Annotated in this window: 21 protein-coding genes; 16 read left to right on the top strand and 5 right to left on the bottom strand. The window is 64.7% G+C overall.

Annotation, left to right across the window (positions count from 1 at the left end; genetic code table 11):
* Nucleotides 1–505 precede the first annotated feature (505 nt).
* Nucleotides 506–1,897 (top strand): chitinase, encoded by a 1,392-nt coding sequence (locus tag YQ44_RS12255; protein WP_232251267.1) that lies wholly within the window; start codon nucleotides 506–508, stop codon nucleotides 1,895–1,897.
* Between the two features lie 73 nt (nucleotides 1,898–1,970).
* On the opposite strand, the gene YQ44_RS12260 is transcribed toward YQ44_RS12255, so the two are convergent.
* Nucleotides 1,971–2,753 carry a hypothetical protein gene (locus YQ44_RS12260; protein WP_071323621.1) on the bottom strand — a complete coding sequence of 261 codons (783 nt, stop codon included), beginning with the start codon at nucleotides 2,751–2,753 and terminating at the stop codon, nucleotides 1,971–1,973.
* Between the two features lie 232 nt (nucleotides 2,754–2,985).
* On the opposite strand from YQ44_RS12260, the gene YQ44_RS12265 reads away from it, so the two are divergent.
* A complete protein-coding gene (locus YQ44_RS12265; protein ID WP_071323622.1) occupies nucleotides 2,986–3,408 on the top strand; it encodes a DUF2061 domain-containing protein in 423 nt (140 codons plus the stop codon).
* A gap of 6 nt (nucleotides 3,409–3,414) precedes the next feature.
* On the opposite strand, the gene YQ44_RS12270 is transcribed toward YQ44_RS12265, so the two are convergent.
* A complete protein-coding gene (locus YQ44_RS12270) occupies nucleotides 3,415–4,758 on the bottom strand; it encodes an amidase (protein ID WP_335589267.1) in 1,344 nt (447 codons plus the stop codon).
* A 197-nt stretch (nucleotides 4,759–4,955) separates the two neighbouring features.
* Here YQ44_RS12270 and YQ44_RS12275 point away from each other — a divergent pair, with 197 nt between their 5' ends.
* The 6 genes from YQ44_RS12275 to YQ44_RS12300 all read left to right on the top strand — a co-directional run bounded on the left by YQ44_RS12275 (nucleotide 4,956) and on the right by YQ44_RS12300 (nucleotide 12,200).
* Nucleotides 4,956–5,855, top strand: coding sequence for a LysR family transcriptional regulator (locus tag YQ44_RS12275; protein ID WP_071323623.1), 900 nt, complete (start codon nucleotides 4,956–4,958; stop codon nucleotides 5,853–5,855).
* A gap of 173 nt (nucleotides 5,856–6,028) precedes the next feature.
* Nucleotides 6,029–7,378 carry an MFS transporter gene (locus YQ44_RS12280; RefSeq protein WP_198043924.1) on the top strand — a complete coding sequence of 450 codons (1,350 nt, stop codon included), beginning with the start codon at nucleotides 6,029–6,031 and terminating at the stop codon, nucleotides 7,376–7,378.
* Nucleotides 7,371–7,883, top strand: coding sequence for a MarR family winged helix-turn-helix transcriptional regulator (locus YQ44_RS12285; protein ID WP_083411795.1), 513 nt, complete (start codon nucleotides 7,371–7,373; stop codon nucleotides 7,881–7,883). The genes YQ44_RS12280 and YQ44_RS12285 overlap by 8 nt, the downstream gene beginning before the upstream one ends.
* Nucleotides 7,880–9,079, top strand: a complete 1,200-nt coding sequence (locus YQ44_RS12290; RefSeq protein ID WP_071323626.1) for an FAD-dependent monooxygenase — start codon at nucleotides 7,880–7,882, stop codon at nucleotides 9,077–9,079. Before YQ44_RS12285 ends, YQ44_RS12290 begins: the two co-directional genes overlap by 4 nt.
* Before the next feature lie 188 nt (nucleotides 9,080–9,267).
* Nucleotides 9,268–11,379: a c-type cytochrome gene (locus tag YQ44_RS12295; protein ID WP_083411796.1), complete on the top strand. Its 2,112-nt coding sequence runs from the start codon at nucleotides 9,268–9,270 to the stop codon at nucleotides 11,377–11,379.
* Nucleotides 11,380–11,426: 47 nt separating this feature from the next.
* Nucleotides 11,427–12,200: a class I SAM-dependent methyltransferase gene (locus tag YQ44_RS12300; RefSeq protein WP_071323627.1), complete on the top strand. Its 774-nt coding sequence runs from the start codon at nucleotides 11,427–11,429 to the stop codon at nucleotides 12,198–12,200.
* On the opposite strand, the gene YQ44_RS12305 is transcribed toward YQ44_RS12300, so the two are convergent.
* Nucleotides 12,151–13,008: an SDR family NAD(P)-dependent oxidoreductase gene (locus YQ44_RS12305; protein WP_071323628.1), complete on the bottom strand. Its 858-nt coding sequence runs from the start codon at nucleotides 13,006–13,008 to the stop codon at nucleotides 12,151–12,153. The two genes, YQ44_RS12300 and YQ44_RS12305, sit on opposite strands and share 50 nt — an antisense overlap.
* A 72-nt stretch (nucleotides 13,009–13,080) precedes the next feature.
* Between YQ44_RS12305 and YQ44_RS12310 the strand changes: the two genes are divergently transcribed.
* The 7 genes from YQ44_RS12310 (at nucleotide 13,081) to YQ44_RS12340 (ending at nucleotide 18,023) form a co-directional block, all read left to right on the top strand.
* The gene (locus tag YQ44_RS12310) at nucleotides 13,081–13,476 is read left to right on the top strand and encodes a MerR family transcriptional regulator (protein WP_071323629.1); all 396 of its coding nucleotides are present in this window, start codon (nucleotides 13,081–13,083) and stop codon (nucleotides 13,474–13,476) included.
* A complete protein-coding gene (locus YQ44_RS12315) occupies nucleotides 13,473–14,126 on the top strand; it encodes an SMI1/KNR4 family protein (RefSeq protein ID WP_071323630.1) in 654 nt (217 codons plus the stop codon). The genes YQ44_RS12310 and YQ44_RS12315 overlap by 4 nt, the downstream gene beginning before the upstream one ends.
* Before the next feature lie 100 nt (nucleotides 14,127–14,226).
* Entirely contained in the window at nucleotides 14,227–14,784 is a 558-nt protein-coding gene (locus tag YQ44_RS29325) for a DUF4142 domain-containing protein (RefSeq protein ID WP_071323631.1), read from the top strand.
* A 96-nt stretch (nucleotides 14,785–14,880) separates the two neighbouring features.
* Complete coding sequence (locus YQ44_RS12325; protein WP_071323632.1) at nucleotides 14,881–15,261, top strand: hypothetical protein; 381 nt, start codon at nucleotides 14,881–14,883, stop codon at nucleotides 15,259–15,261.
* Between the two features lie 13 nt (nucleotides 15,262–15,274).
* Nucleotides 15,275–15,706, top strand: a complete 432-nt coding sequence (locus YQ44_RS12330) for a hypothetical protein (protein WP_071323633.1) — start codon at nucleotides 15,275–15,277, stop codon at nucleotides 15,704–15,706.
* A 249-nt stretch (nucleotides 15,707–15,955) separates the two neighbouring features.
* A complete protein-coding gene (locus YQ44_RS12335) occupies nucleotides 15,956–16,423 on the top strand; it encodes a cache domain-containing protein (RefSeq protein WP_071323634.1) in 468 nt (155 codons plus the stop codon).
* Nucleotides 16,424–16,472: 49 nt separating this feature from the next.
* Nucleotides 16,473–18,023 carry a methyl-accepting chemotaxis protein gene (locus YQ44_RS12340; protein WP_232251268.1) on the top strand — a complete coding sequence of 517 codons (1,551 nt, stop codon included), beginning with the start codon at nucleotides 16,473–16,475 and terminating at the stop codon, nucleotides 18,021–18,023.
* On the opposite strand, the gene YQ44_RS12345 is transcribed toward YQ44_RS12340, so the two are convergent.
* Entirely contained in the window at nucleotides 18,020–19,099 is a 1,080-nt protein-coding gene (locus YQ44_RS12345) for a hypothetical protein (RefSeq protein ID WP_071323635.1), read from the bottom strand. The genes YQ44_RS12340 and YQ44_RS12345 overlap by 4 nt on opposite strands.
* A gap of 24 nt (nucleotides 19,100–19,123) precedes the next feature.
* Entirely contained in the window at nucleotides 19,124–19,555 is a 432-nt protein-coding gene (gene cadR / locus YQ44_RS12350) for a Cd(II)/Pb(II)-responsive transcriptional regulator (RefSeq protein WP_071323636.1), read from the bottom strand.
* Between the two features lie 98 nt (nucleotides 19,556–19,653).
* On the opposite strand from cadR, the gene YQ44_RS12355 reads away from it, so the two are divergent.
* Nucleotides 19,654–21,951, top strand: a complete 2,298-nt coding sequence (locus YQ44_RS12355) for a heavy metal translocating P-type ATPase (protein ID WP_071323637.1) — start codon at nucleotides 19,654–19,656, stop codon at nucleotides 21,949–21,951.
* The last annotated feature ends 71 nt before the right edge of the window (nucleotides 21,952–22,022 follow it).

Here is a 22,022-nt window from a genome sequence, read left to right on the forward strand (position 1 = left end):
ATGCACAAGGCCCTTGCCTTGGCGCCACGCTGTCGCGTGTCAGATTGCCGTCCATGAGCGCGATATGCATGAAATCAATGCCTTGCAGAGTATTATGAATGAAAAGTCTTAACATATGACCTTGTCCCAGCCCTGCTTGCGCGCGAGCATCGCGCTTGCCATCGCTGCTGATTTGTCCGCCTGCGCCAGCCAGCCTGGCCCCTGGCCATCGCACGCGCTACCGTCCGGCATCGTCTTCCCTTCCCCGCCCTGCTCCCGGCGCCGCGTCAAGCCGCGCCGCTGGCGCCCATCCAGTCACCATACCAGCGGTTCGGAAAACCAGCACTGGTATGGTTCGGATTGCACAGCCTATGGGGCGAGGCCGAAACTGGTATTGTGATCTTGCGCAAAGAATAAAACCAGTTGACTACCACCTGTAATGCTTGCACTCTGGAAAATCGGACGGTGATGAACCGGACCGCCATGATAAAAAACACACAAGGAGATGCAAGTGAACCGGACAGTCATGAATACCCTCATCGTTACCCTTTTCGGGGGCACTTTGGCCGCGTGCGGCGGCGGCAGTGAAGGATCCGCCGCGGGCGCCAGCCAGCTGCTGGCCGGCACGACGGAAGCCGTCGCCTGCTACACGCCGTGGAACAGCAGCACCGCCTACAACGGCGGCGGCAAGGCCAGCTACAACAATGTCAATTACAACGCCAATTGGTGGACACAAGGCAACAATCCTTCCACCAGCAGCGGCGGCGCCGGCAGCGGCCAGCCGTGGACGGCAGTGGGCGAATGCGGCACGCCAACGCCAACCCCGACTCCGACACCAACGCCTACTCCGACGCCTACTCCGACTCCGACACCAACGCCTACTCCGACGCCTACTCCAACGCCAACGCCCACCCCGACGCCGACGCCGACGCCAACCCCAACCCCAACGCCTACCCCGACTCCAACGCCCACCGGCCTGGCGAAGCACGCGCTGATCGGCTACTGGCACAATTTCACCAATCCGAGCGGCGCCACCTACCCGATCAGCCAGGTCAGCGACGACTGGGATGTGATCGTCGTCTCGTTCGGCGACAACGCGGGCGGCGGCAATGTCAGCCTGACCATCGACCCGGGCGCCGGCACGGAAGCGCAATTCATTGCCGACGTGGCCGCCAAGCGGGCGAAAGGCAAGAAAGTCATCCTGTCGCTGGGCGGGCAAAATGGCTCCGTTTCCGTCGGCAACACGGCCGAAGCCACCAACTTCACCAACAGCCTGTACGCCATCATCACGAAATATGGCTTCGACGGCATCGACCTGGACCTGGAAAACGGGGTGGCGCAAGGCGCGGCCATCCAGACCTATCTGCCGATTGCCGTGAAAAACCTGAAAGCCAAGGTCGGCAACAGTTTTTACCTGTCGATGGCGCCCGAATGGGTGTACGTGGAAGGCGGCTATACGAGCTACGGCAGCATCTGGGGCGCCTATATTCCCATCATCAATGCATTGCGCTCCGAGCTGACGGTGCTGCACCCGCAGTACTACAACAATGGCGACATCTACACGCCATACGCCACGGGCGCCATCAAGGCCGGCTCGGCGGACCAGCTGGTGGCCACGGCGCGCATGCTGATCGAAGGCTTTAATTATGGCAGCAACACCTTCGCCGGCTTGCGTCCTGACCAGGTGGGCTTCGGCGTGCCGTCGGGCCGCAGCTCGGCCGGCTCGGGTTTTACCACCAACGCCGACGTCAGCAACGCCCTCAATTGCCTGACGCGCCTGCTCAACTGCGGCACCATCAAGCCCTTGCAGGCGTATCCGGACTTCCGCGGCGTGATGACGTGGTCGATCAACTGGGACCGCCATGACAACTATAACTTCTCCGTGCCGACGAAGAATGTGCTGAAAACCTTGCCATAAGGCGCCAGGCAGGCCGGAGAAGGACTCCCCTCCTCCGGCCTGCCGCTTCTGCACACACTATATAGTGGCGCGTTCAAACCCCGGACTGGAACACCAGCCGGTCCCGGTCGCCAATCCGCCAGTGCAGCACACGGTCGCGCCAGCTCGGCTTGCCGTCATGGGCCAGCACGTGCCGCGCATACGCGCAAAACCGCGCCGCGTCGATGTGCTCGGCGCGGGGAACACCGCCAAAACGCCGGTCCACCACAAAGAACCGCAGCCGCCACGTGATGTCGGTGCCGCCAGGCACTAGACGTGGAGGCAGTTCTTCCCGCGCGACGCGTATGAAAATCACCTCCGCATGGCGCTCGCTTAACTGGCTTAGCTGGCAAAACAGGCCCCAGGCCTGCATATCCGCCTGGTAATGGCAGGTCGACACGCCGCGCACGAGCGGATACCGGCCCGTCTGGCGCGCAATGCGGTCGCAGGCGAACCTGGCCAGCACCGTGCGGTGACTCCCGCCGCCATCTGTAAACCAGTGCGTGCCATCGATGGAGCTGAGCATGATGCCGTTATCGAGGTCGCCATTGAAATAGTAGTCGGGATGGCTTTCATACAGCTCAAAGACGCCGCGCATCTTGTCCTGCCGGTACTGCGGCGCCAGCGCCGCCTCGCGCCAGGATTGTCCCGCATAGTGTTCCGACTGGCCCACGACCGTCCGCATGTCGATGCGCGCATCGCGCCGCCGGTACTCGCGCACGACGAAAGCTTCGAGGCTGGCGCCGTGCTGCGATGGAAACATATCGCGCCATTCGGCAATCACTTGCTGCGACCAGGGCTGGGCCGTGGTCAGGATGTCATCAAACAGGGTATTCATTCGCTTCTCCGCATTCACCAGAACTACTGGCCTAACAAGGTCTAGCGAGTGGCTGGCCGGGCAAGCGGGCCAACAGGGCCCAATTGAAAGAATATTGAAAAATATAATGAATTCTTATTTTACGATAGTTTTCAATGATCAACTCGATTGAAATATTTTACTTCCTTTTGTAAATGAGAATCGTTACTATCTACCTCAAGGATAAGCGAATTCAACAGAAAAGGAGCGTCCCTTGTTTACAGCGATCAAAACATTCAGCCAGGTTCTCACGCACATGTCGATCGCCTTCGGTCTCGCCTACTTGCTGACGGGCTCGCTGGCTCTCGGTGGCCTGGCGGCGATTATCGAACCCGTCATCAATGTGGCCCTGCTGCCCTGGCATGAAAAGGCCTGGCATGCGATCCGCCGCCGCTACGCCGCCAGCCGCCTCGGCTTTGCCGCGCTGGCCGGTGAAAAGGTCAGCCAGACCTGCTTGCACATGAGCGTCGCCTTCGGCGTCATGTACTGGGCCACGGGTTCGATGGCCTTCGGCGGCTTGCTGGCCGTGGTCGAGCCCATCTGCAACGTCATCGTCCTGCCCTTCCATGACCGCCTGTGGGAGCGTGTGCGTGCCCGCCAGGAAAGCCGTGGCGCGGCGCGCCTGGCGGCCCTGTAATCAACGTTATTCTCTGCCAGCCCACACGGGCGGCCGCCTTTGCACCCATGGCGCCGCCCGCTCCAGCTGCCCGGCAAGGCGCAGCAGCACGCCATCCTGGGCGTAACCCGCCATGAACTGCATGCCTATCGGTAAGCCGTCGGCTGACATCGCCAGCGGCACGGACATGGCCGGCAAGCCCGCCACGTTCGCCAGTGGCGTGTACGGCGAATGTTCGAACAGGCGCGCCGTCCAGCCCAGGCCGTCCAACGTGCCTTCATTTTCCCCATAGCGGCCCAGCTGCCACGGCAAGTCCGGCATGGTGGGCGTCAGCAGCACGTCATATTCCGTGAAGAAGGCGCCCGCGTGGCGCGTGACCGTGTTGCGCACGTCAAGCGCGGCAACGAATTCGACGGCAGAGACTGTCTTGCCATAGCGGTAGCACGCCAGGGTGGCTGCTTCCAGCGTCTCCAGCGATACGCTGCGCCCGCTTTCCTGCGCCAGGCCATCGATCCACGGCACCAGGTTGGCGCACCAGATACGCGCATTCGCCTGTACGAACGCTTCCCACGACACGCCCAGCGGCGGCGTCACCTGTTCCACATGGTGGCCCAGCCCTTCGAGCAGGCGCACGGTCTCGTCCAGCGCGGCGTCCACGGCGGGCACGGGTTGCGCGCCATTGCTGGCCGCGCGCTGTACGCCGATGCGCAACTTGCCCGGGGCCACGCTGACCTGCGACAGCCAGGTGAGGTGGGGCGCGCCCGTCACGTACGGCTCGCCCGGCATGCTTCCCTGCACACCATCGAGCAAGGCGGCGCTGTCGCGCACGGTGCGGCTCACGCCCAGCTGCACGCCCAGGCCGCTGAAGATCTCGTCCATGGCCGGGCCGTTCGAGACCCTGCCACGGCTCGGCTTCAGGCCGAAAAGTCCTGTCGAGGCGGCCGGCACGCGGATGGAACCGGCCGCATCCGTCGCATGGGCCAGCGGCACGATGCCGGCCGCCACGGCCGCCGCCGCGCCGCCGCTGGAGCCGCCCGCGCTCAGGGCCAGGTTCCACGGATTGCGCGTGGCGCCATACAGGACCGGTTCGGTGGTGGTGGCAAACGCCATTTCCGGCGTGCCCGTGCGGCCAAGGGTGGCCAGGCCAGCCTGGCGGAACTGCGCCATCAGGTGCGAATCGGCGGCCGCGACATGGCCGGCGCCCAAACGGCTGCCCGCCTCGCTGGCCTGGCCCGCCATGGTGACGGCCACATCCTTGATCAGGAAGGGCACGCCGGCGAACGGCGCGGCCTTGTCGATGCCGGCAAGGTCGGCCGGCCACAGCCCGACCACGGCGTTGATGTGCGGGTTGACGGCGGCGCAGGCGCGCATGGCAGCATCGTGCAATTGGGCCGCGCTGACTTCGCCGTCGCGCAGCAGCCGGGCCAGCCCAAGGCCATCAAAGCTTGTTTATTCATGGAGTTGCATCAGATTGCTCCTGTAATGGTTTAAAAGTGTAGGTCACAGGAACAACTGTAGGGCTTGCGCTATCATTGTGGAAATGAATAGTTAATATACGAGGTATAGTCGTGAACAATCTACGCAAGCTGGACTTGAATCTGCTGCTGACCCTGGAAGCGCTCTTGATCGAACGCAACGTCACGCGGGCGGCCGCGCGGCTGCACCTGAGCCAGCCTTCCGTCAGCGTGCAGCTGGGCAAGCTGCGCGCCGCCTTCGACGATCCGCTGCTGTTGCCGGGACCGCGCGGCATGCTGCCCACGGCGCGGGCGCTGGCCCTGTTCGCGCCCTTGCAAGCCGTGCTGGCCCAGCTGGAGCAAGTCTTGCAGCCGGAACAGGCGTTCGACCCGGCCACGGCCGAGGTGCGCTGGAACCTGGCGGCGGCCGACGCCACCGAGTATGCGATTCTGCTCCCCATGCTGCCGGCGCTGCGCGCGCAGGCGCCGCAGTCGCGCATGGCCGTGTTCGAAGCCGTGCCGGCGCGCATGGCGCAGGAGCTGGAAAGCGGCCAGGTCGACCTGGGCTTTCTGGCACAGGAAGAAGCGCCGCCCGGCTTGCGCCACCGCACCCTGTTTACGGAACACTATGTGCTGGCGGGCCGCCACGACCACCCGCTGCTGCAGGCGCCGCCCGACCTCGAGCGATTTTGCGCGCTGGAATTCATCGTCGTCTCGCCCAACGGCGGCGGCTTCCGCACGGCTGTCGACACGGCCCTGCAGCAACTGGGCCGCCAGCGCAAGGTGGTGTTGTCCGTGCCGCATTTCCTCATCGTCCCGCCCTTGCTGGCGGCGTCCGACATGGTGGCCTTGTTGCCGTCGCGGCTGCTGAAGAACGCGCTGGGCGCACTGCGCACGTGGGAGCCGCCCGTCAGCCTGCCCGACTACGAGATGGCCATGGTCTGGCACGAACGCCTGCACCTGGACCCGGGCCACCGCTGGCTGCGCGAGCGCATCCTGGGATTTGTCGCGTAGTGATGCGGAAAGCGGGCTTGATGCGCCGTCTGGCCGCCCTGCCGCTGTTGACAAGGAGCGCGATCCACTATATCGTCTAACTTTATCACTAACTAAGTTAGCTATTAATTAGAATGTCTACCGTTCCACTGCCTCGCTGGCCGATTTTACTTGCCATGATCGTTGCCGAGATCATGGACCTTGCCGCCTCAACCATCGTCAATGTCGGTGGACCTGCATTGATCAGTTCGCTTGGCGCCAGCCCGGCCCAGATGCAATGGGTCATTGGCGCTTATGCGCTCGCCCTGGGCGCCGGACTGGTTCTCGGCGGGCGCCTCGGCGACCGCTTCGGCCGGCGCAACATGTTTCTCACCGGCCTGGCCGCGTTTACCGTCGCCTCGCTCTTTTGCGCCGTGGCGCCGACCATCGCCATGCTGATCGCCTTTCGCCTGCTCCAGGGACTGGCCGGCGCCATGCTGTTGCCGCAAGGCCTGGGGTTGCTGCGTGAAAACTACAGCGGTCCGGATCTGGCCAAGGTGTTCGGCATCTTCGGTCCCATCCTGGGCCTGGCGGGCATACTCGGCCCCGTGCTTGGCGGGATGCTGCTTGAACTGAACCTGTTCGGCCTGGGCTGGCGAGCCGTGTTCCTGATTAATATTCCGGTAGGCATTGCCTGCTTCCTCGTGGCATGGCGTTACTTGCCGCATCGTCCGGGTGACTGCTCGGTCGACATCGACGTCGCCGGCGCCAGCCTGCTGGTGCTGTCCTCGGTGCTGCTGGTCTTGCCGCTGGGCGAGGCTGGCGCCTGGCCGGGCTGGGGCTGGCCTTGCATCGTGCTGGCCGCGCTGGGCTTCGGCCTGTTTGGCCTGCGCCAGTCGTCGGTGGTGCGCGCCGGGCAGGCGCCGCTGATCATGACGTCGATTTTCCAGCGGCCTGCGTACACGGCCGGGCTGGCCGGCATTGCCCTGTTCTTTTGTTCGCTCGTCGGCATGCAGCTGGTGCTGACGCTGTTTCTGCAGATCGGACATGGATTGACGGCGGGCGAAGCAAGTATTGCCAATCTGCCATTCGCTATCGGCACGGCATGCGGCGCCACCTTGAGCGGCGCCGTCCTGGCGGCGCGTTTCGGACGCCGGGTGCTGCAACTGGGCGCCGGCGTCCAGCTTGCCGGCGTGGCGCTGCTGCAATATGAACTGGGCAATACGGCGGCCTTTTCCGCATGGCATGTAGTGCCAGGCATGCTGGTCTGCGGTATCGGCGCCGGCCTGGTGATTGCCGCCCTCTTCAGCATCATCCTTGCGTCCCTGGACGACAGGCAGATAGGCTCGGGTTCCGGCGTTCTGTCTGCCGTGCAATCGATTGCCGCCTCGATCGGCGTGGCCGTGTTCAGCGGCGCATTCTTTGCCGCGCATCCCGCCGTGACGCCAGGCCGGGCTTTGAGCGCCGCGCTGGCGATCCAGGCCGTCATACTCGTCGCCTTTATGGGCGTGACCTTATTTTTCCCCACTGCCGCAAAATCAGAACTCGAGGTAAACCATGCATGACCAGCAAGCAACAATTGAATCATTCGCCCCCGAAGACCCGCGCGGCATGCACATCGCCGGCGATGTCATCGGTCGCCAGCTGCAGGACATCGCGATCCTGACGCGCGAAACGGCGCAGCGCCTGAGCACCGCGCTCGGCATTAACCAGACCGATATGGCGTTGATGGAGCAGCTGATCAGCAACGGTCCCCTCGCTCCGAATGAACTGGCCGCGCGCCTTGCCGTCACGACGGCCGGCGTCACGCTCGTCATCGACCGCCTGGAGCGTGCCGGCCACGTGACGCGCGAACGCCAGCAGGACGACAAGCGCCGCGTGCTCGTGCATCCGGTGCAGGCATCGGTGGCGCAGACGTACCGGCATATCGCGCCGATGCTCGATGGACTGGACGCGGTGCTGAGCGCCTTGTCCGCGGGCGAGCGCACGACGATAGAGCATTTTCTCCAGCAAGTGATTACGGTTTACCAGACCACGTTGCCAACGGCAGCAGAAAAGAAGAATAAATGAAGAACAAGCGAAAAATCCTGATAACGGGTGCAAGTGTCGCCGGCCCCACGCTGGCTTTCTGGCTGGCGCGCCAGGGCATGGAGGTGACGGTCGTCGAACGCGCGCCCGAGTTTCGCGATGGCGGGCAAACGATCGACGTGCGCGGCGCCGGCAAGGTGGTGGCGCAGCGGATGGGACTCGAGAGCGCCATCCGCGCCAAAAGCACGCATGAGGATGGGATCAGGTTTGTCGACGAGCATGATCGCACCAGGGCGGAAATCGGCATCGGGGCGTTCGAGGGCAACGGGCCGGTGGCCGAGCTTGAAATCCTGCGCGGGGAACTGGCCAAGCTGCTGATCGAGCATGGCCGTCAGCAGGTGAACTACCGCTTTGGCGACAGTATCGCTGCGCTCGAGGAGCTGCCCGACGGCGTCGAGGTGCGCTTCGAACACGGCGGCGAAGAGCGGTTCGACCTCGTCATCGCTGCCGAAGGCGTGGGCTCGCATACGCGCAAGCTCGTGTTCGGAGACGAAGTCAGACGCCGGTCGTTCGACCTCTACACGGCCTACTTCACCATCGCGCGCGCGCCCGGCGACGAGCGCCAGATGCGATGGTTCAATGCGCCTGGCGGCTTGAGCGTATGCTTGCGTCCGGACAACCTGGGGACCACCCGCGCCCTGCTCTCGTTCCAGGAACCGCCCAGCGCCTACGAAAAGCTGTCGCTTGCCGAGCAAAAGACACTGCTGAAGCAAAAATTTGCCGGGCTGAGCTGGGAAACGCCGCGCATACTTGCCGCCCTGGACGCGACTCCCGACCTGTATCTCGACCAGATTTCCCAGGTAAAAATGGCGCGCTGGTCCAAGGGCAGGATCGCGCTCGTCGGCGATGCCGCCTATTGCGCCTCGCCCATCAGCGGCATGGGGACCAGCCTGAGCCTGTGCGGCGCTTACATCCTGGCAGGGGAACTGGGACGCCACGCCGATCACGTGCAGGCGTTTGCCGCGTATGAAGCGATCATGCGCCCCTATGTCGATCAGGCGCAGAGCGTGCCCACCTTCGCGCCCCGGCTTGCCTCGCCCCACTCCCGCGCCGGGATCGCCTTTGGCCATGCGATGTTGCGCATGAGCAATGTTCCAATTGTGAAGTCAATTCTGGCCAGGTTTTTGACTCCCAAGGCAGATGCCCAGGCGCTTCCCGATTATGCGCACATGGCCTGATGCGGGCACACCTTGACCGGCAGTCGGTCAAGGTGTACGGCGCCTTCCGCCTGCCGCAGCGCGTAATTGCCATACAGTAATTTGCGTCGGCATGCACTAGGCAAGATTACCTAGTCGACCGAAAGAAACTCCCAATTTTCGCCATGGTGGCGCATGCGTATGCTGGGCCCGAATAATAGAGGGTCACCATGAACGCCAATGCCACTTCCACCTTGTATCCCGGTTCGCCGCACCGCTTTTCCTTTTCATCCGCACTGATGCAGGCGCTGCTGCTCCTGGCGAGCATCCTGCTGTGCGCCACTTCCGCCACAGCCGCCGCGCCGCCAGCCGCGGCGGCGCAAGCGGCGCCATCCGCCGAACTCGTCAAGCGCGGCGAATATGTCGCGCGCCTGGGCGATTGCGTGGCCTGCCACACCAGCCCGAACGGCGCCGCCATGGCCGGCGGCCTGGAGCTGAAAACGCCTTTCGGCACCATTTACAGCACCAATATCACGCCCGACGCCAGGACGGGGCTGGGCGGCTACTCGTTCGCGCAGTTCGACCGCGCCATGCGCAAGGGCGTGGCGGCGGATGGCCACAATCTGTATCCGGCCATGCCCTACCCGTCCTATGCGAAGATCTCGCCCGACGACATGCAGGCCCTGTACGCGTATCTGCAGCGCGGCGTGGCGCCCGTGGCGCAGCAAAACCGCGAAACGGACATGAAGTGGCCGTTCAGCATGCGCTGGGGCTTGTCCTTGTGGAACGCCGTCTTCCTCGACGACGCGCCGTTCAAGCCCGACAGCGCCAAGTCGGCCGTGTGGAACCGGGGCAGCTATATCGCCCAGGGCCTCGGCCATTGCGGATCGTGCCACACGCCGCGCGGCGTGGCCTTCCAGGAAAAGGCCATGGGCCAGGACGGCAGCGGCGGCAAGCATTACCTGTCCGGCTTCACCTTCGACGGCTGGCATGCCGTGAACTTGCGCAACTTATGGACGCCGGAGGAAATCGTGCGCCTGCTGAAAACGGGCCGCAACAGTTTCGGCACGGCAGCCGGCAGCATGACGGAAGTCATCACGCACAGCACGCAGTATGTCACCGATGGCGACCTCGATGCGCTGGCGCACTACCTGCATGACTTGCCGGCCAAACCGGGCGCGCCAGTGACGCAAAAGGCGCCGACTCCCCTCGTGGCGGCCAGCGACGACGCCCTGTACAACACGCGCGGCGGCCTCGGCTACCTGCAGTTTTGCGCCACCTGCCACCGGCGCGATGGCCGCGGCGTCGAGAACATCTTCCCGCCGCTGGCGCAGAACGACTCGGTGCAGTCGAAGGATGCCACCTCCGTCATCCACATCGCATTGACCGGCTGGCAGTCGGCCGTCACGCAGCAATCGCCGCGTTCGTTCGGCATGCCCTCGTATGACCGCCTGTCGGATGCGGAACTGGCGGAAATCCTCACCTTTGTGCGCGGCAAGTGGGGCAACCACGGCGCGCCCGTCACGACGGCGCAGATCGCCAAGGTGCGCAAGGAACTCAAGCTCAAGGCGCCGGATCCGGGCGGCTTCGTCACGCCCCGCTTCGCCGCCCTGGCGGCCGATCCGAATGCCAGCCAGTTGATCCACGGCATGCAGCTGATGACGGAAACGCGCGCGCGCCTGCCGCGCAACGTGGGCAACGACCTCAATTGCAGCAGTTGCCACCTGAATGGCGGCACCGTGGCCAACGGTTCGCCCTTCCTCGGCATTTCCGCCTTCTTTCCCTCGGAAGCGCCGCGCGCGGGCAAGGTCATCAGCCTGGGCGAGCGCATCAACGGCTGCTTCCGCCGCTCGATGCACGGCAAGCCGCTGGCCGTCGACGGCCCCGAGCTGCAGGCCATGGTCGCCTATATCGACTGGATGAAGGGCGCCACGCAAGCGAACGACAAGGTGCCGGGACGCGGCGTGGCGAAGATCGACCGCAACCTCATGCCCGATCCCGTGCATGGTAAAAAAGTATATGCCGAGCAATGTGCCGTGTGCCACGGCGCGAATGGCGAAGGCATCCAGGGCGCCAATGGCGTGCCGGCCTTTCCACCGCTTTGGGGCGAGCGTTCGTTCAATATCGGCGCCGGCATGGCCCGCACCTACACGGCGGCCGGCTTCGTGAAAGCGAACATGGTGATGGGCCATGGTCAGAAGTTTCCGCTGGGGCAAGGCAACCTGTCCGACCAGGACGCCGTCGACGTGGCCGAGTATTTCACCCACATGCCGCGTCCGGACTTCCCGGACAAGGTGAAGGACTGGCCGAAAGGCGGCAAGCCCAGGGATGCGCGCTATTGACGTCCGGATCCGCTATGCTCATGTCATGACCATCCTGGGAGCATTGCATGAGCGACAACATCCATCACGCGGCCGCCGACGGCTACGCCACGGCGGCCGCCAGCTACGTCAAGGGCCGGCCCGACTATCCACCGGAAGTGTCGGCCTGGCTGAAGGACGCGCTGGGCCTGCGGCCGGGCGTCACGGTGCTGGACCTGGGCGCCGGCACGGGCAAGTTCACGCCGCGGCTGCTTGATACGGGCGCCACGGTGATTGCCGTCGAGCCCGTACCCGCCATGCTGGCAAAATTATCCGCCGCCCTACCGCAAGTCACGGCCCTGGCGGGCGCGGCAACGGCCATTCCCCTGCCCGACGCGTCCGTCGACGCCGTCGTCTGCGCGCAGGCATTCCACTGGTTCGCAACGCCGGCGGCGCTCGATGAAATCCTGCGCGTGCTCAAGCCCGGAGGCAGGCTGGGCCTGGTGTGGAACCTGCGCGACGCCAGCGTGCCCTGGGTGGCGCGGCTGGACGCCATCGTCAACCGGGCCGAAGGCGATACGCCCCGCTATTACACGGGCGCCTGGCGCCAGGCGTTTCCCCATGCGGGATTGAGTCCCTTGCAGGAAACGCATTTTTCCCACGGGCATACAGGGTCGGCGGAAGACGTGCTGTTCAACAGGGTGCGCTCGACCAGCTTCATCGCCGCCCTGCCGCCGCAGGAACGCCAGCGCATCGACGACGACATCGGCCAGCTGATCGCTGCCGAACCGGCCTTGCGCGGCCAGGACGTCGTCACCGTGCCCTACCGGACGGCCGCCTTCGTGGCGCACAAGCTGGGCTGAAGCATGGCCGGCCGGCGTTCAAGCCTGGCCTGAGCATGTTTTCCACGATGCGCAGCACGGTTTCACGGGGCAACAAGCGCGGCAGCCAGGCCAGCAGGCGATTTTGCCGGCCCGCCACATGGCTGCTGCGGCCCTGGTCGAGTGCGCGCAAGGCTGCGTCGACGACGGCCTGCGGCGCCATGCGCCTGCCCACGGCCGCCTCGGGCGCGGCCACGACGTCGAAGAAGGCCGTATCCGTCGCGCCCGGACACAGGGCCAGCACGCGCACGCCGCGGCGGCGGTTTTCCGCCCACAACGCTTCGGAAAATGCCAGCACGAAGGCCTTGCTGGCGCCATACACGGCCATATAGGGATCGGGCTGCAGGGCGGCCGTGGACGCCACGTTGATGATGGCGCCCCGCCCTTGGGCCAGCATGTGCGGCAAGGCGCAGTGCGTCAACTCCATGAGCGCCGTGCAATTGACCGCCACCTCGCTGGCCTGGCGCGCCAGGTCGATGTTCTCGAAGCGGCCATGCGTGGCGAAGCCCGCATTATTGACCAGCACGTCCGGCGGCATGCCCAGCGCGCAGGCCTGCGCATGCGCGTCCCGGGCGGCGCCCGGCAGGCTCAGGTCGGCCACGAGGGCATGGGCGCGGATACCGTGGCGCCGGGAAAGTTCGGCGGCCAGGCTGTCCAGCACGGCGCCGGAGCGGGCCAGCAGCAGCAGGTGCGCGCCGCGCGCGGCCAGGGTCTGCGCGAAGACGCGGCCGATGCCGGACGAGGCGCCCGTGATCAGCACGGTCTGGTTCATATAGTTGATGGTGGTCATGGCAAGAGTGTCGTAATGGAAGGTGTTTTCACTGTAAACTGTGGTCTTTAGTCCACTGTCAACGAAAAAATCATGCGCATTGGTGAAATCACCCGCCTGACGGGCGTAACGAAGGATACGGTGCGCTTTTACGAGCGCCAGGGACTGCTCGATGCGGCGCCGCAGCCGGGCATGACGAATAACTACAAGGAATATTCGGCGCAAGCCTTGCGGCGCATCGAACTGATCGGCCACGCCAAGGCGCTGGGGTTCACACTGAAGGAAATCGCTGAAGTGATTGCCGTATGGCAGGAAAATACCCTCGATGCGCACACCAAGCGCGCCATGCTGGAAACCAAAATTGCCCAGATCGACGACAAGGCCCGCTCGATGGCCGTGCTGCGCGCCGGCCTCGTCGACGCGCTGGCCAAGGTGGAAACGGGCTGCGACGATGGCGCGCCGGACGCCACATTCAAGGATAAACAATGAGCAACTATTACACGCAATACCGCCACCTGGCGCTCGACGGCGCCAGGCCGGCGCCCACGGCGCAAGAGATCGCCGCCATCGAAGCCTTGCTGGAAGCGCCCTTGCCGCCCGCCTTCCTGGCCTTTTTACAGGTGGCCAACGGCGCCTATTTCGACTACACGTGCGACGTGCCCGATGGCGAGGGCGGCGTGGAAAAAATGGGCTTCAACACCTTTTTCAGCGCTGACGAGGGCGATTTCTGCGATGAAACCCTGGTTGGCGAGATCCGCGCGGCGCGCAAGCACATGTCGATGCCGGCGCAAATCCTGCCGTTCGCCCGCGATGGCGGCAATTCCATGGTCTTTCTGGACTTGACGGCGGAAGGCGGCGGCCGCGTCATGGGCTATGTGCAGGAATTGCCGGGCTGGACGGGGCGCCGCGCCCACGGTTTCATCGAACTGGCGCCCTCGTTCGACGCCTGGCTGGACAGCCTGTACATCGACCGCGACACGGTGCTCGACGAACTCGAACACAGCGTCTCGGAGCCATCGCACCTGGAAGCGATGGCGCAGTGGCTCGATATCGGCATGCCGGCCTGGCGCCAGGATGCCGGCATCGCCGCCATGTTTGCTCTTAAACAAGTCCAATTGTACGCTAGCGAACAGGAGTAGTCCTACGGGAAGGACCGTGCGCGTCCTATGGGTGTGCGCAGGCTGCGGGCTTAACATTGTCGCCAGCTTGCAGAAAACACCACTAGGAAAAGGATATCCCATGCGTATCTCCACCACCAGTTCCCGCGCGCCCACCCTGAGGAGCGTGGCCATCGGCGCCGCCGTGGCGCTGCTGAGCGGCATCGCCATCAACAGCATCGCCGCCGCTGCCCCGGGCGCGTACGACAGGCAGTTCCTCAGCAAGGCAGCCGACGCGGGCAGCACGGAAATTGCCGCTAGTAAAGTAGCGCAAAGCAAGAGCAGCAATGCGGAAGTGAAGAAATTCGCCGACGCCATGGTCGCCGATCACACGAAGGTGGCCGAGGAATTGAAACAGCTGGCCAGCAGCAGGCAGATCGAGGTCAGCGACGAGCCGGGCGCGAAGCACAAGGCGCAGATCGCCAGGCTGAGCCGTCTGGACGGCAAGCCGTTCGACACGGAATATGCGGCCAGCATCGGCGTGGCGGCGCACCAGGACGCCGTCAAGCTGTTCACGGAAGCGAGCCAGAAGGCCAGCGATCCCGCCATCAAGGCCTTCGCGGCGAAGACCTTGCCGGCATTGCAACATCACCTGGCAATGGCCAACGCCCTGCACGCGGCGCTGGCCAGGCAGGCTTAGTCTGCGGGAACCTACTTGCTGTGCGTGCTGTACAGCAAGTATTCTCCCGCTTGACATACAATGCGGCAACTTTGTTTTCGGCTACGCGACGACCCCATGCAGCTACTCAAAAAGACCGGCCTGATTGCCGCCGCCATCCTGTTCCTCATCCTGCTGGCAGGCTGGCTCTTCATCAAGGTGGCGGCGGCCCGCAATGCGACGGTGTACGCGCAGCAATGGAACGCCAGCGGCACCTGCGTGATCAAGACCTTCGTGCCCCACTATGGCGGCGGCGTGCCGCAGAACATCGTGCGCGCATTCAGCACGTCTACCTTCTTCCGCGTGTATCACAAGGATGGTACCTTGCTGGAAAGTACGGAATGGGTGCTCGACATGCATGAAGACGGCATCCTCGACCATGCCCGCTGGGGCCAGAACCGCGCCATCTATCCGACCGACATGGGGTACGAGGGCTGGACCCTGCCCGAATGCGCGTGAGCGGAGTAGCCTGATGCCAAAACACAAGGGATTGCGCGGCCCCTGGAGCGACGCCCTGTACGCCCCCACGCTCCACCATTTCCTCGGCCCCTTCGACGTGTATGACCGCGAAGAAACCCTGGGCGTGGAACTGGAGACCCACGACATGAACGATCCGGCCCAGCGCGCGGCGCTGATACGGCGCGACATCACGGGCCAGTACAAGGAGCTCAGCTACCGCCACCGCCATGCGCTGCTGGAGGTGCTGGCGCGGGCCCTGCAAGAGCCCGGCTACGATTTCCAGGCCATCCTCGAACATGACCCCGAAAACACGCACGCCCTGCCCGCCTTGTGGGACGAGATGGACGATCCGCGCGCCTTCTTCGCTGATATCTATCGGCTGGCGCGTGAAGACTGGCGCGATGACCTGGCCCGCGCGGCGGCGGAAGACCCTGCCGACTGGTGATGCTGCGCCCGCACGCGGTGCGCGCGCCACACTAGCGTGGCGATAGCCGGTCGCCTCCCTTCCCCTCTGAAACCGCGATCGCGGCCATGTGCACGCGGCGTTGCAAAAATGCTCGCAATAAATATTTTTTACTGCTGAGCACATGCGTGCCGGCATCGCGCTAGTATGCGACGTCGGCGCTCCGATAAGCGCCCCCGGCGCGCCGGTTCCCCACCGGCCGCCGCCTGCCGCCATGAGAAGGAGACCGTCATGTCCAAGCTTGCCCCTGCCATTTGCCTGTCGCTCGCCGTCGCCTTCGGCACGCCGCCACTGGCCGCCAGCGCTGCCGAGGGCGGCGCCACGCGCGCCGATGCCGAAGCCATGGTCAAGAAAGGCGTGGCCCATATCAAGAGCGCCGGCGATGCCAGGGCGTATGGCGATATCACGGCCAAGTCGCCGCAATTCATCCTGCACGACCTGTATCTGGTGGTCTACAAGCTCGACGGCACGGTCGTCGCGCATGGCGCCAATCCGAAAATGGTGGGCAAGAACTTGATCGAGTTGAAGGATATCGACGGCAAGGCCTTCGTCAAGGAGCGCGTCGACCTGGCCAGGAGCAAGGGCAGCTTCTGGCAGGAATATAAATTCACGAATCCGGAAAACAAGAAGATCGAACCGAAGGTGATGTATTGCGAAAAGCTCGACGAGACCGTCGTTTGCGGCGGCATCTACCTGTAGCCGGCCGCCGCGCCGCCGGTGCCGGGATGGCAGTCCACAGGGGCCAGCCGTGAAAATCGCGCACAAGATGCTGATCGTGCCGCTGGCCGCGCTGGCTTGCCTGCTTGCCATGGGAGCCTTGTCCTATGTCGGCATGCAGCAAAACGAGCAGCGCATGCGCGGCTTGAAGGATGTCACGCTGGCCGCCGAACGCCTTGCTAACAAGCAGGTTATTGCCCTGAGCCAGGTGCATGCGGACGCGTATGCGCGGATCGCCATCGCCGCCAGCCTGTCGGAAGCGCAATTCAAGCAATTCGGCGCGCACACGGACGGGCAGCTGAACGCCATCGCGCAAGGCTTGACGCAGTTGAAGACCTACCCGGGCGCCGCCACGGAAGCGGCCCAGGCCTTGCCGGCCGTCGAACGCTACCGGTCCAGCGTGGCGCAGGCGCTGGACCTGGCCTCGATGGATCCGAATACGGGCGTGGCCGCCATGCAGAATGCCGCCACGCACTACCAGCAAGTGCGGACCCAGTTGCGCCAGGTGCTGCTGAACCTGGACAGGCGCACCGCCGACGCGCTGCAGGATACCCGGAGCGCGGGCCAGCGCGCCGCCTGGCTGCAGCTCGGCACGATGGCGCTGGGCTTTGCCGTGCTGGCACTGATCGCGACCTCGGTCGCGCGCTCCGTGCTGCGCCCCATCGCCGAAGCCTGCCGCGCCGCCGTATGCCTGGCCGCCGGCGACCTGACGACGCGCATCGAGGTGCGCAGCGACGATGAAGTGGGCAAGCTGTCGCGGGCGCTGGCCACCGTCTTGAACAACTGGAACACCTTGCTGGGCGATATACGCCAGGCCGGCGCCACCATCACCGTGGAAGCCGGTGAAATCGCCCTGGGCAATGCGGATTTGTCGGCCCGCACCGAGTCGCAAGCGCAATCGCTGCAAGAAACGGCATCGTCCATGCATGCCTTGACCGGCACCGTGCGCGAAAACGCCAGCCATGCGCACCAGGCCAACCAGATGGTGCTGTCGACGTCGAACGTGGCGCTGGAAGGCGGTCGCGTGGTGGGCCAGGTGGTCGAGACGATGGGCTCGATCAAGGCCAGTTCCGGCCGCATCGTCGATATCATCGCCGTCATCGACGGCATCGCGTTCCAGACGAATATCCTGGCCCTGAACGCGGCCGTGGAAGCGGCCCGCGCGGGGGAACAGGGTCGCGGCTTCGCCGTCGTCGCCACCGAGGTGCGCGGCCTGGCGCAGCGTTCGGCCACGGCGGCGCGCGAAATCAAGCAGCTGATCGAGGATTCGGTGGACAGGATAGAAACGGGCAGCCGGCTGGCCGACAGCGCCGGGCGCACCATGGGCGAGATCGTCGCCGCCGTGCAGCAGGTGACGGCGATCATGAACGACATCACGGCGGCCAGCGAACGCCAGAGCCAGGGCATCGAGCAAGTCAACAGTGCCATCACCGACATGGATGAACTGACCCAGCGCAATGCCGCGCTGGTCGAACAATCGGCCGCCGCCGCGCAAAACATGCAGGACCAGGCCCGCGACATGCTGAAGGTGGTCGACGCCTTCCGCCTCGGTGATGCGGCGCGGACGCTGCTGCCGCCTTAGCGCGGCGGCAGTACCGCCGCTGCGCAAGCCTGCATTTTCTGGCCCGCCGCCACCAGCGCGGGATCGGCCTCCCGCTGCAAGACCTTGCCCATGCTGTTTTGCTCATAGTAATCGCCCAGCATGGCGGCATACAGATAGATCTGGTCCTGCCTGCGCCAGGTGCCGCTGTTGCCGGGGCCGGGAGCGACAGGCGCGCCGGCACTGAAGAAACTGTACAGGCCGCCGACCTTCTTCTTGTGCAGCCATTCCATCAACTGCACGATGCGGTACTGTTCCAGCAGGCTCAAATCGCCGACCTTACCGCCGGCCAGCGCGTAATACAGTTCCAGGCGGGCCATCCAGTTGCCCTTCTCGCCTGCCGCCACCAGCGCATCCCAGGCGGGGCCGGCCCGCACCTTGCGCACGTCGCGCGGCGCCGCCATCCAGGCGGCGACGGCTGTCTGGTCCGGCACGGGGCCATAGTCATCGGGGGTGCGACAGACGAACTGGCGCACGTCGGGGACGCCTTCCTTGAATTCGTCGGCGATGTAACGGGCCACCTTGTCGCCGATGCCCAGCAGGCGCTTGCCATAGCCTTCCAGGGTCCAGCTGGCAGGCAGGCGGCCCAGCCAGGCCAGTTCATCGTCGTTGGCCCGCGCCGCCACCGCATAGGCGGCGATCTTCGCTTGCATCTGCACTTCCTTCTGCTGCTCGGCCAGCTTGAGCGCATCCTGCTCTTCGTCATAGCGGCTCGTGGTTTTCGCCAGTTGCACACAGTCGAGGAAAGCCGCCGGCGCCCCCTGCCAGCATTGCGCCGGGACCTTCAACTGCCAGCGCATGCTCACTGTTTTCAGGATATAGTTTTCTTCGCCCTCCTCTGCCCTGACATAGGCGCGACCATCGGCCTTCGTCACGCCTTTGCTCAGCTGCTTGCCGCCGGCCGTGCTCCAGGTATACGGATCATCGTTTTGCGGCACGCCGGGCACGGCGTACAAGGTCAGGTAGTGGCCGGTTGCGGGAACGGCATCGGCGGCCTGGGACAGCGGCGACAACAGGGACAAGGTCAGCAGTGTACTTTTGGATAACAGTTTCGGCATGAATCAAGAGGGTCGATAAAGGAATCAATGGAGGTCGGTATGGCAGGCACAGTCGTGGCCGCTGGCCGCCTCGGACAGGTTTTGCAGGATGGCGCAGTCTTGCGACGGCTGCGGCTGGTCGCACTGGTGGCGCAGGGTCACCAGTTGCTGCTGCAAGGTTTGCAAATTGGCCATCTGCTCGGCGATGCGCAGTATATGGTGGTCGAGCAATTCATTAACGCTCTGGCAACCTTCGGCCGGATTGTTCTTAAATTCCAGCAAGGCGCGGATATCGGTCAGGCCGATCTGCAGCGAGCGGCAATGGCGGATGAATTGCAGCCGCTCCTGGTGCTCTTCCCTGTATTCGCGATAGCCGGCGCTGTTGCGGCCGGGCTCCTGCAGCAAGCCCGCCTTTTCATAGTAACGCACGGTTTCCACGTCACAATCTGTCCGTTTGGCTAGTTCTCCGATACGCATGGCATCCCCTTTTCATTCCAATCTGCAAATTCCGCTTGACCCTGTAGCGGCTACAGGGTTTCTAATGGAAGCATACACGAAACCGGAAGGACGCTGCGATGCCGCACGATACACACGCTCACGACGATGCTCATAGTCACGACCACGCTCACGGCCACGGGCCTGCCCCTGTACCGCAGGCTGCCGGCGCAAGCTGCTGCTCGCATCAGCATGCCTGTTCGGCAACACCCTCAGCCCAGGCCGCGCCCGCCTTGCCCAGCACAGCTATTGATGGCGCGCACACGGCCAAATACCGCATCGCGAACATGGATTGCCCGACGGAAGAACGCCTGATCCGCAACAAGCTGGGCGGCATGGCCGGCGTCGTCGGCCTCGATTTCAACCTGATGAACCGCGTGCTCGACGTGCACCACACCCTGCCCTCGCTGGCCACGGTGGAAGCAGCCCTGCACGGCATCGGCATGCAGGCCGTGCCGATGGAAGCCGGCGCCGCCATCGTGCGCGCCCCGAACGAAGGCAGCCTGAGCGGCATGCAAAAAGGCTTGCTGGTGGTGTCCGGCCTGGCCGCGGCCGGCGCCGAGGCGCTGGCGTGGACGACGCACGAAGACAGTTCGCCGCTGGTGATCGCCCTGGCCCTGCTGTCGATCGCCACGGGCGGCTGGCCGACCCTGAAAAAGGGCTGGATCGCCCTGAAAACGTTCACCCTGAATATCAATTTCCTGATGAGCCTAGCCGTGATCGGCGCCATCGCCATCGGCCAGTGGCCGGAAGCGGCCATGGTCATCTTCCTGTTCGCCATCGCCGAGCTGATCGAAGGCTTGTCCTTGAACCGCGCGCGCAACGCCGTGCAGAGCCTGATGCAGCTGGCGCCCGACGTGGCCACGGTGGCCGATGCCAGCGGTGCCTGGCAACAGGTGCCCGTGGCCACGGTCGCCATCGGCGCGGCCATGCGCGTGAAGCCGGGCGAGCGCATCGCCCTCGATGGCGTGGTGGCCAACGGCGAGTCGTCCGTCAACCAGGCGCCGATCACGGGCGAAAGCATGCCGGTCGACAAGGTCGTGGGCGACGTCGTGTATGCGGGCACCATCAATGAACGGGGCGTGCTCGATGTCACGGTGACGGCCAACAGCGGCAACAGCACGCTGGCGCGCATCGTCAAGGTGATCGAGGAAACGCAGGGCAAGCAGGCGCCCACGCAGCGCTTCGTCGACCAGTTCGCCCGCTATTACACGCCGGCCGTGGTGGTGTTTGCCGTGCTGGTGGCCGTCGTGCCGCCGTTGCTGCTGGACCAGCCCTTCATGGCCTGGGTCTACAAGGCGCTGGTGATGCTGGTCATCGCCTGCCCGTGCGCGCTGGTCATTTCCACGCCGGTGACAGTGGTCAGCGGCCTGACGGCGGCCGCGCGGCGCGGCATCCTCGTGAAAGGCGGGCAATTCCTCGAGACCGGCTATCGCCTGAAGGCCATCGCCGTCGACAAGACGGGAACCTTGACCATGGGCAAACCGGCCGTCACGGACGTGGTGGCGCTGACAGGCAGCAGCCGCGACGCAGTCTTGCTGCTGGCGGCCAGCCTGGACGCCCAGTCCGCGCACCCGCTGGCCGCCGCCATCGTCAAGGCCGGCCCGCCCGCCGGCAGCCACTTGCCGGTCAGCCAGTTTGCCGCCCTGAACGGACGCGGCGTGCAAGGCACGATGAACGGCCAGACGTATTACCTGGGCAATGCGCGCCTGATGACGGAACTCAAGGTGCTGACTCCTGAACTGCAAGCCATCCTGGCGCGCCTGGAACAGCAAGCCTACACGGCCATGGTGCTGGCGACGCCGGCCGGCGCGCTGGGCGTGATCGCCGTGGCCGATGTGCTGCGCCCGACGGCCGCGGCCGCCATCGCCCGCCTGAATGCGCTGGGCGTGACCACCGTCATGTTGACGGGCGATAATTTGCTGACGGCGCAGCGCATCGGTGCCGAGGTCGGCGTCAGCCTGGTGAAGGCGGAATTGCTGCCGGAAAACAAGCTCGATGAAATCAAGGCCTTGCAGCAGCAGTTTGGCGTCGTCGCCATGCTCGGCGACGGCGTCAACGATGCGCCTGCCCTGGCGCAGGCCGACATCGGCTTCGCCATGGGCGCGGCCGGCAGCGACACGGCCATCGAGACGGCCGACGTGGCCCTGATGGACGATGAACTGGGCAAATTGCCCGAATTCATCAGCCTGAGCCAGCGCACGCGCAGCATCCTCGTGCAAAACATCAGCTTTGCCATCGGCATCAAGGCCGTCTTCTTCGGCCTGGCGCTGGCCGGCATGGCGACCTTGTGGATGGCCGTGTTCGCCGACGTGGGCGCCAGCCTGCTGGTGGTGGCAAACGGCTTGCGCCTGCTGCGTGGCAGCAAGGCCAAATAAATCCACGTGGAAAACTTTCCATCTGGACAATTGGTGTAAAAAACGCTACTTTGGCGGCTGTTCTCCACCGC

Source organism: Janthinobacterium sp. 1_2014MBL_MicDiv (genome assembly GCF_001865675.1).
In the GTDB taxonomy this organism is placed as follows: domain Bacteria; phylum Pseudomonadota; class Gammaproteobacteria; order Burkholderiales; family Burkholderiaceae_D; genus Janthinobacterium.

Coding starts and splice junctions, on each gene's coding strand:
- YQ44_RS12255 (WP_232251267.1), top strand. CDS start 506: ATGAATACCCTCATCGTTACCCTTTTCGGGGGCACTTTGGCCGCGTGC.
- YQ44_RS12260 (WP_071323621.1), bottom strand. CDS start 2,753: ATGAATACCCTGTTTGATGACATCCTGACCACGGCCCAGCCCTGGTCG.
- YQ44_RS12270 (WP_335589267.1), bottom strand. CDS start 4,758: ATGCGCGCCTGCGCCGCCGTCAACCCGCACATCAACGCCGTGGTCGGG.
- YQ44_RS12280 (WP_198043924.1), top strand. CDS start 6,029: ATGGACCTTGCCGCCTCAACCATCGTCAATGTCGGTGGACCTGCATTG.
- YQ44_RS12285 (WP_083411795.1), top strand. CDS start 7,371: ATGCATGACCAGCAAGCAACAATTGAATCATTCGCCCCCGAAGACCCG.
- YQ44_RS12290 (WP_071323626.1), top strand. CDS start 7,880: ATGAAGAACAAGCGAAAAATCCTGATAACGGGTGCAAGTGTCGCCGGC.
- YQ44_RS12295 (WP_083411796.1), top strand. CDS start 9,268: ATGAACGCCAATGCCACTTCCACCTTGTATCCCGGTTCGCCGCACCGC.
- YQ44_RS12300 (WP_071323627.1), top strand. CDS start 11,427: ATGAGCGACAACATCCATCACGCGGCCGCCGACGGCTACGCCACGGCG.
- YQ44_RS12305 (WP_071323628.1), bottom strand. CDS start 13,008: ATGACCACCATCAACTATATGAACCAGACCGTGCTGATCACGGGCGCC.
- YQ44_RS12310 (WP_071323629.1), top strand. CDS start 13,081: ATGCGCATTGGTGAAATCACCCGCCTGACGGGCGTAACGAAGGATACG.
- YQ44_RS12315 (WP_071323630.1), top strand. CDS start 13,473: ATGAGCAACTATTACACGCAATACCGCCACCTGGCGCTCGACGGCGCC.
- YQ44_RS29325 (WP_071323631.1), top strand. CDS start 14,227: ATGCGTATCTCCACCACCAGTTCCCGCGCGCCCACCCTGAGGAGCGTG.
- YQ44_RS12325 (WP_071323632.1), top strand. CDS start 14,881: ATGCAGCTACTCAAAAAGACCGGCCTGATTGCCGCCGCCATCCTGTTC.
- YQ44_RS12330 (WP_071323633.1), top strand. CDS start 15,275: ATGCCAAAACACAAGGGATTGCGCGGCCCCTGGAGCGACGCCCTGTAC.
- YQ44_RS12335 (WP_071323634.1), top strand. CDS start 15,956: ATGTCCAAGCTTGCCCCTGCCATTTGCCTGTCGCTCGCCGTCGCCTTC.
- YQ44_RS12345 (WP_071323635.1), bottom strand. CDS start 19,099: ATGCCGAAACTGTTATCCAAAAGTACACTGCTGACCTTGTCCCTGTTG.
- cadR (WP_071323636.1), bottom strand. CDS start 19,555: ATGCGTATCGGAGAACTAGCCAAACGGACAGATTGTGACGTGGAAACC.
- YQ44_RS12355 (WP_071323637.1), top strand. CDS start 19,654: ATGCCGCACGATACACACGCTCACGACGATGCTCATAGTCACGACCAC.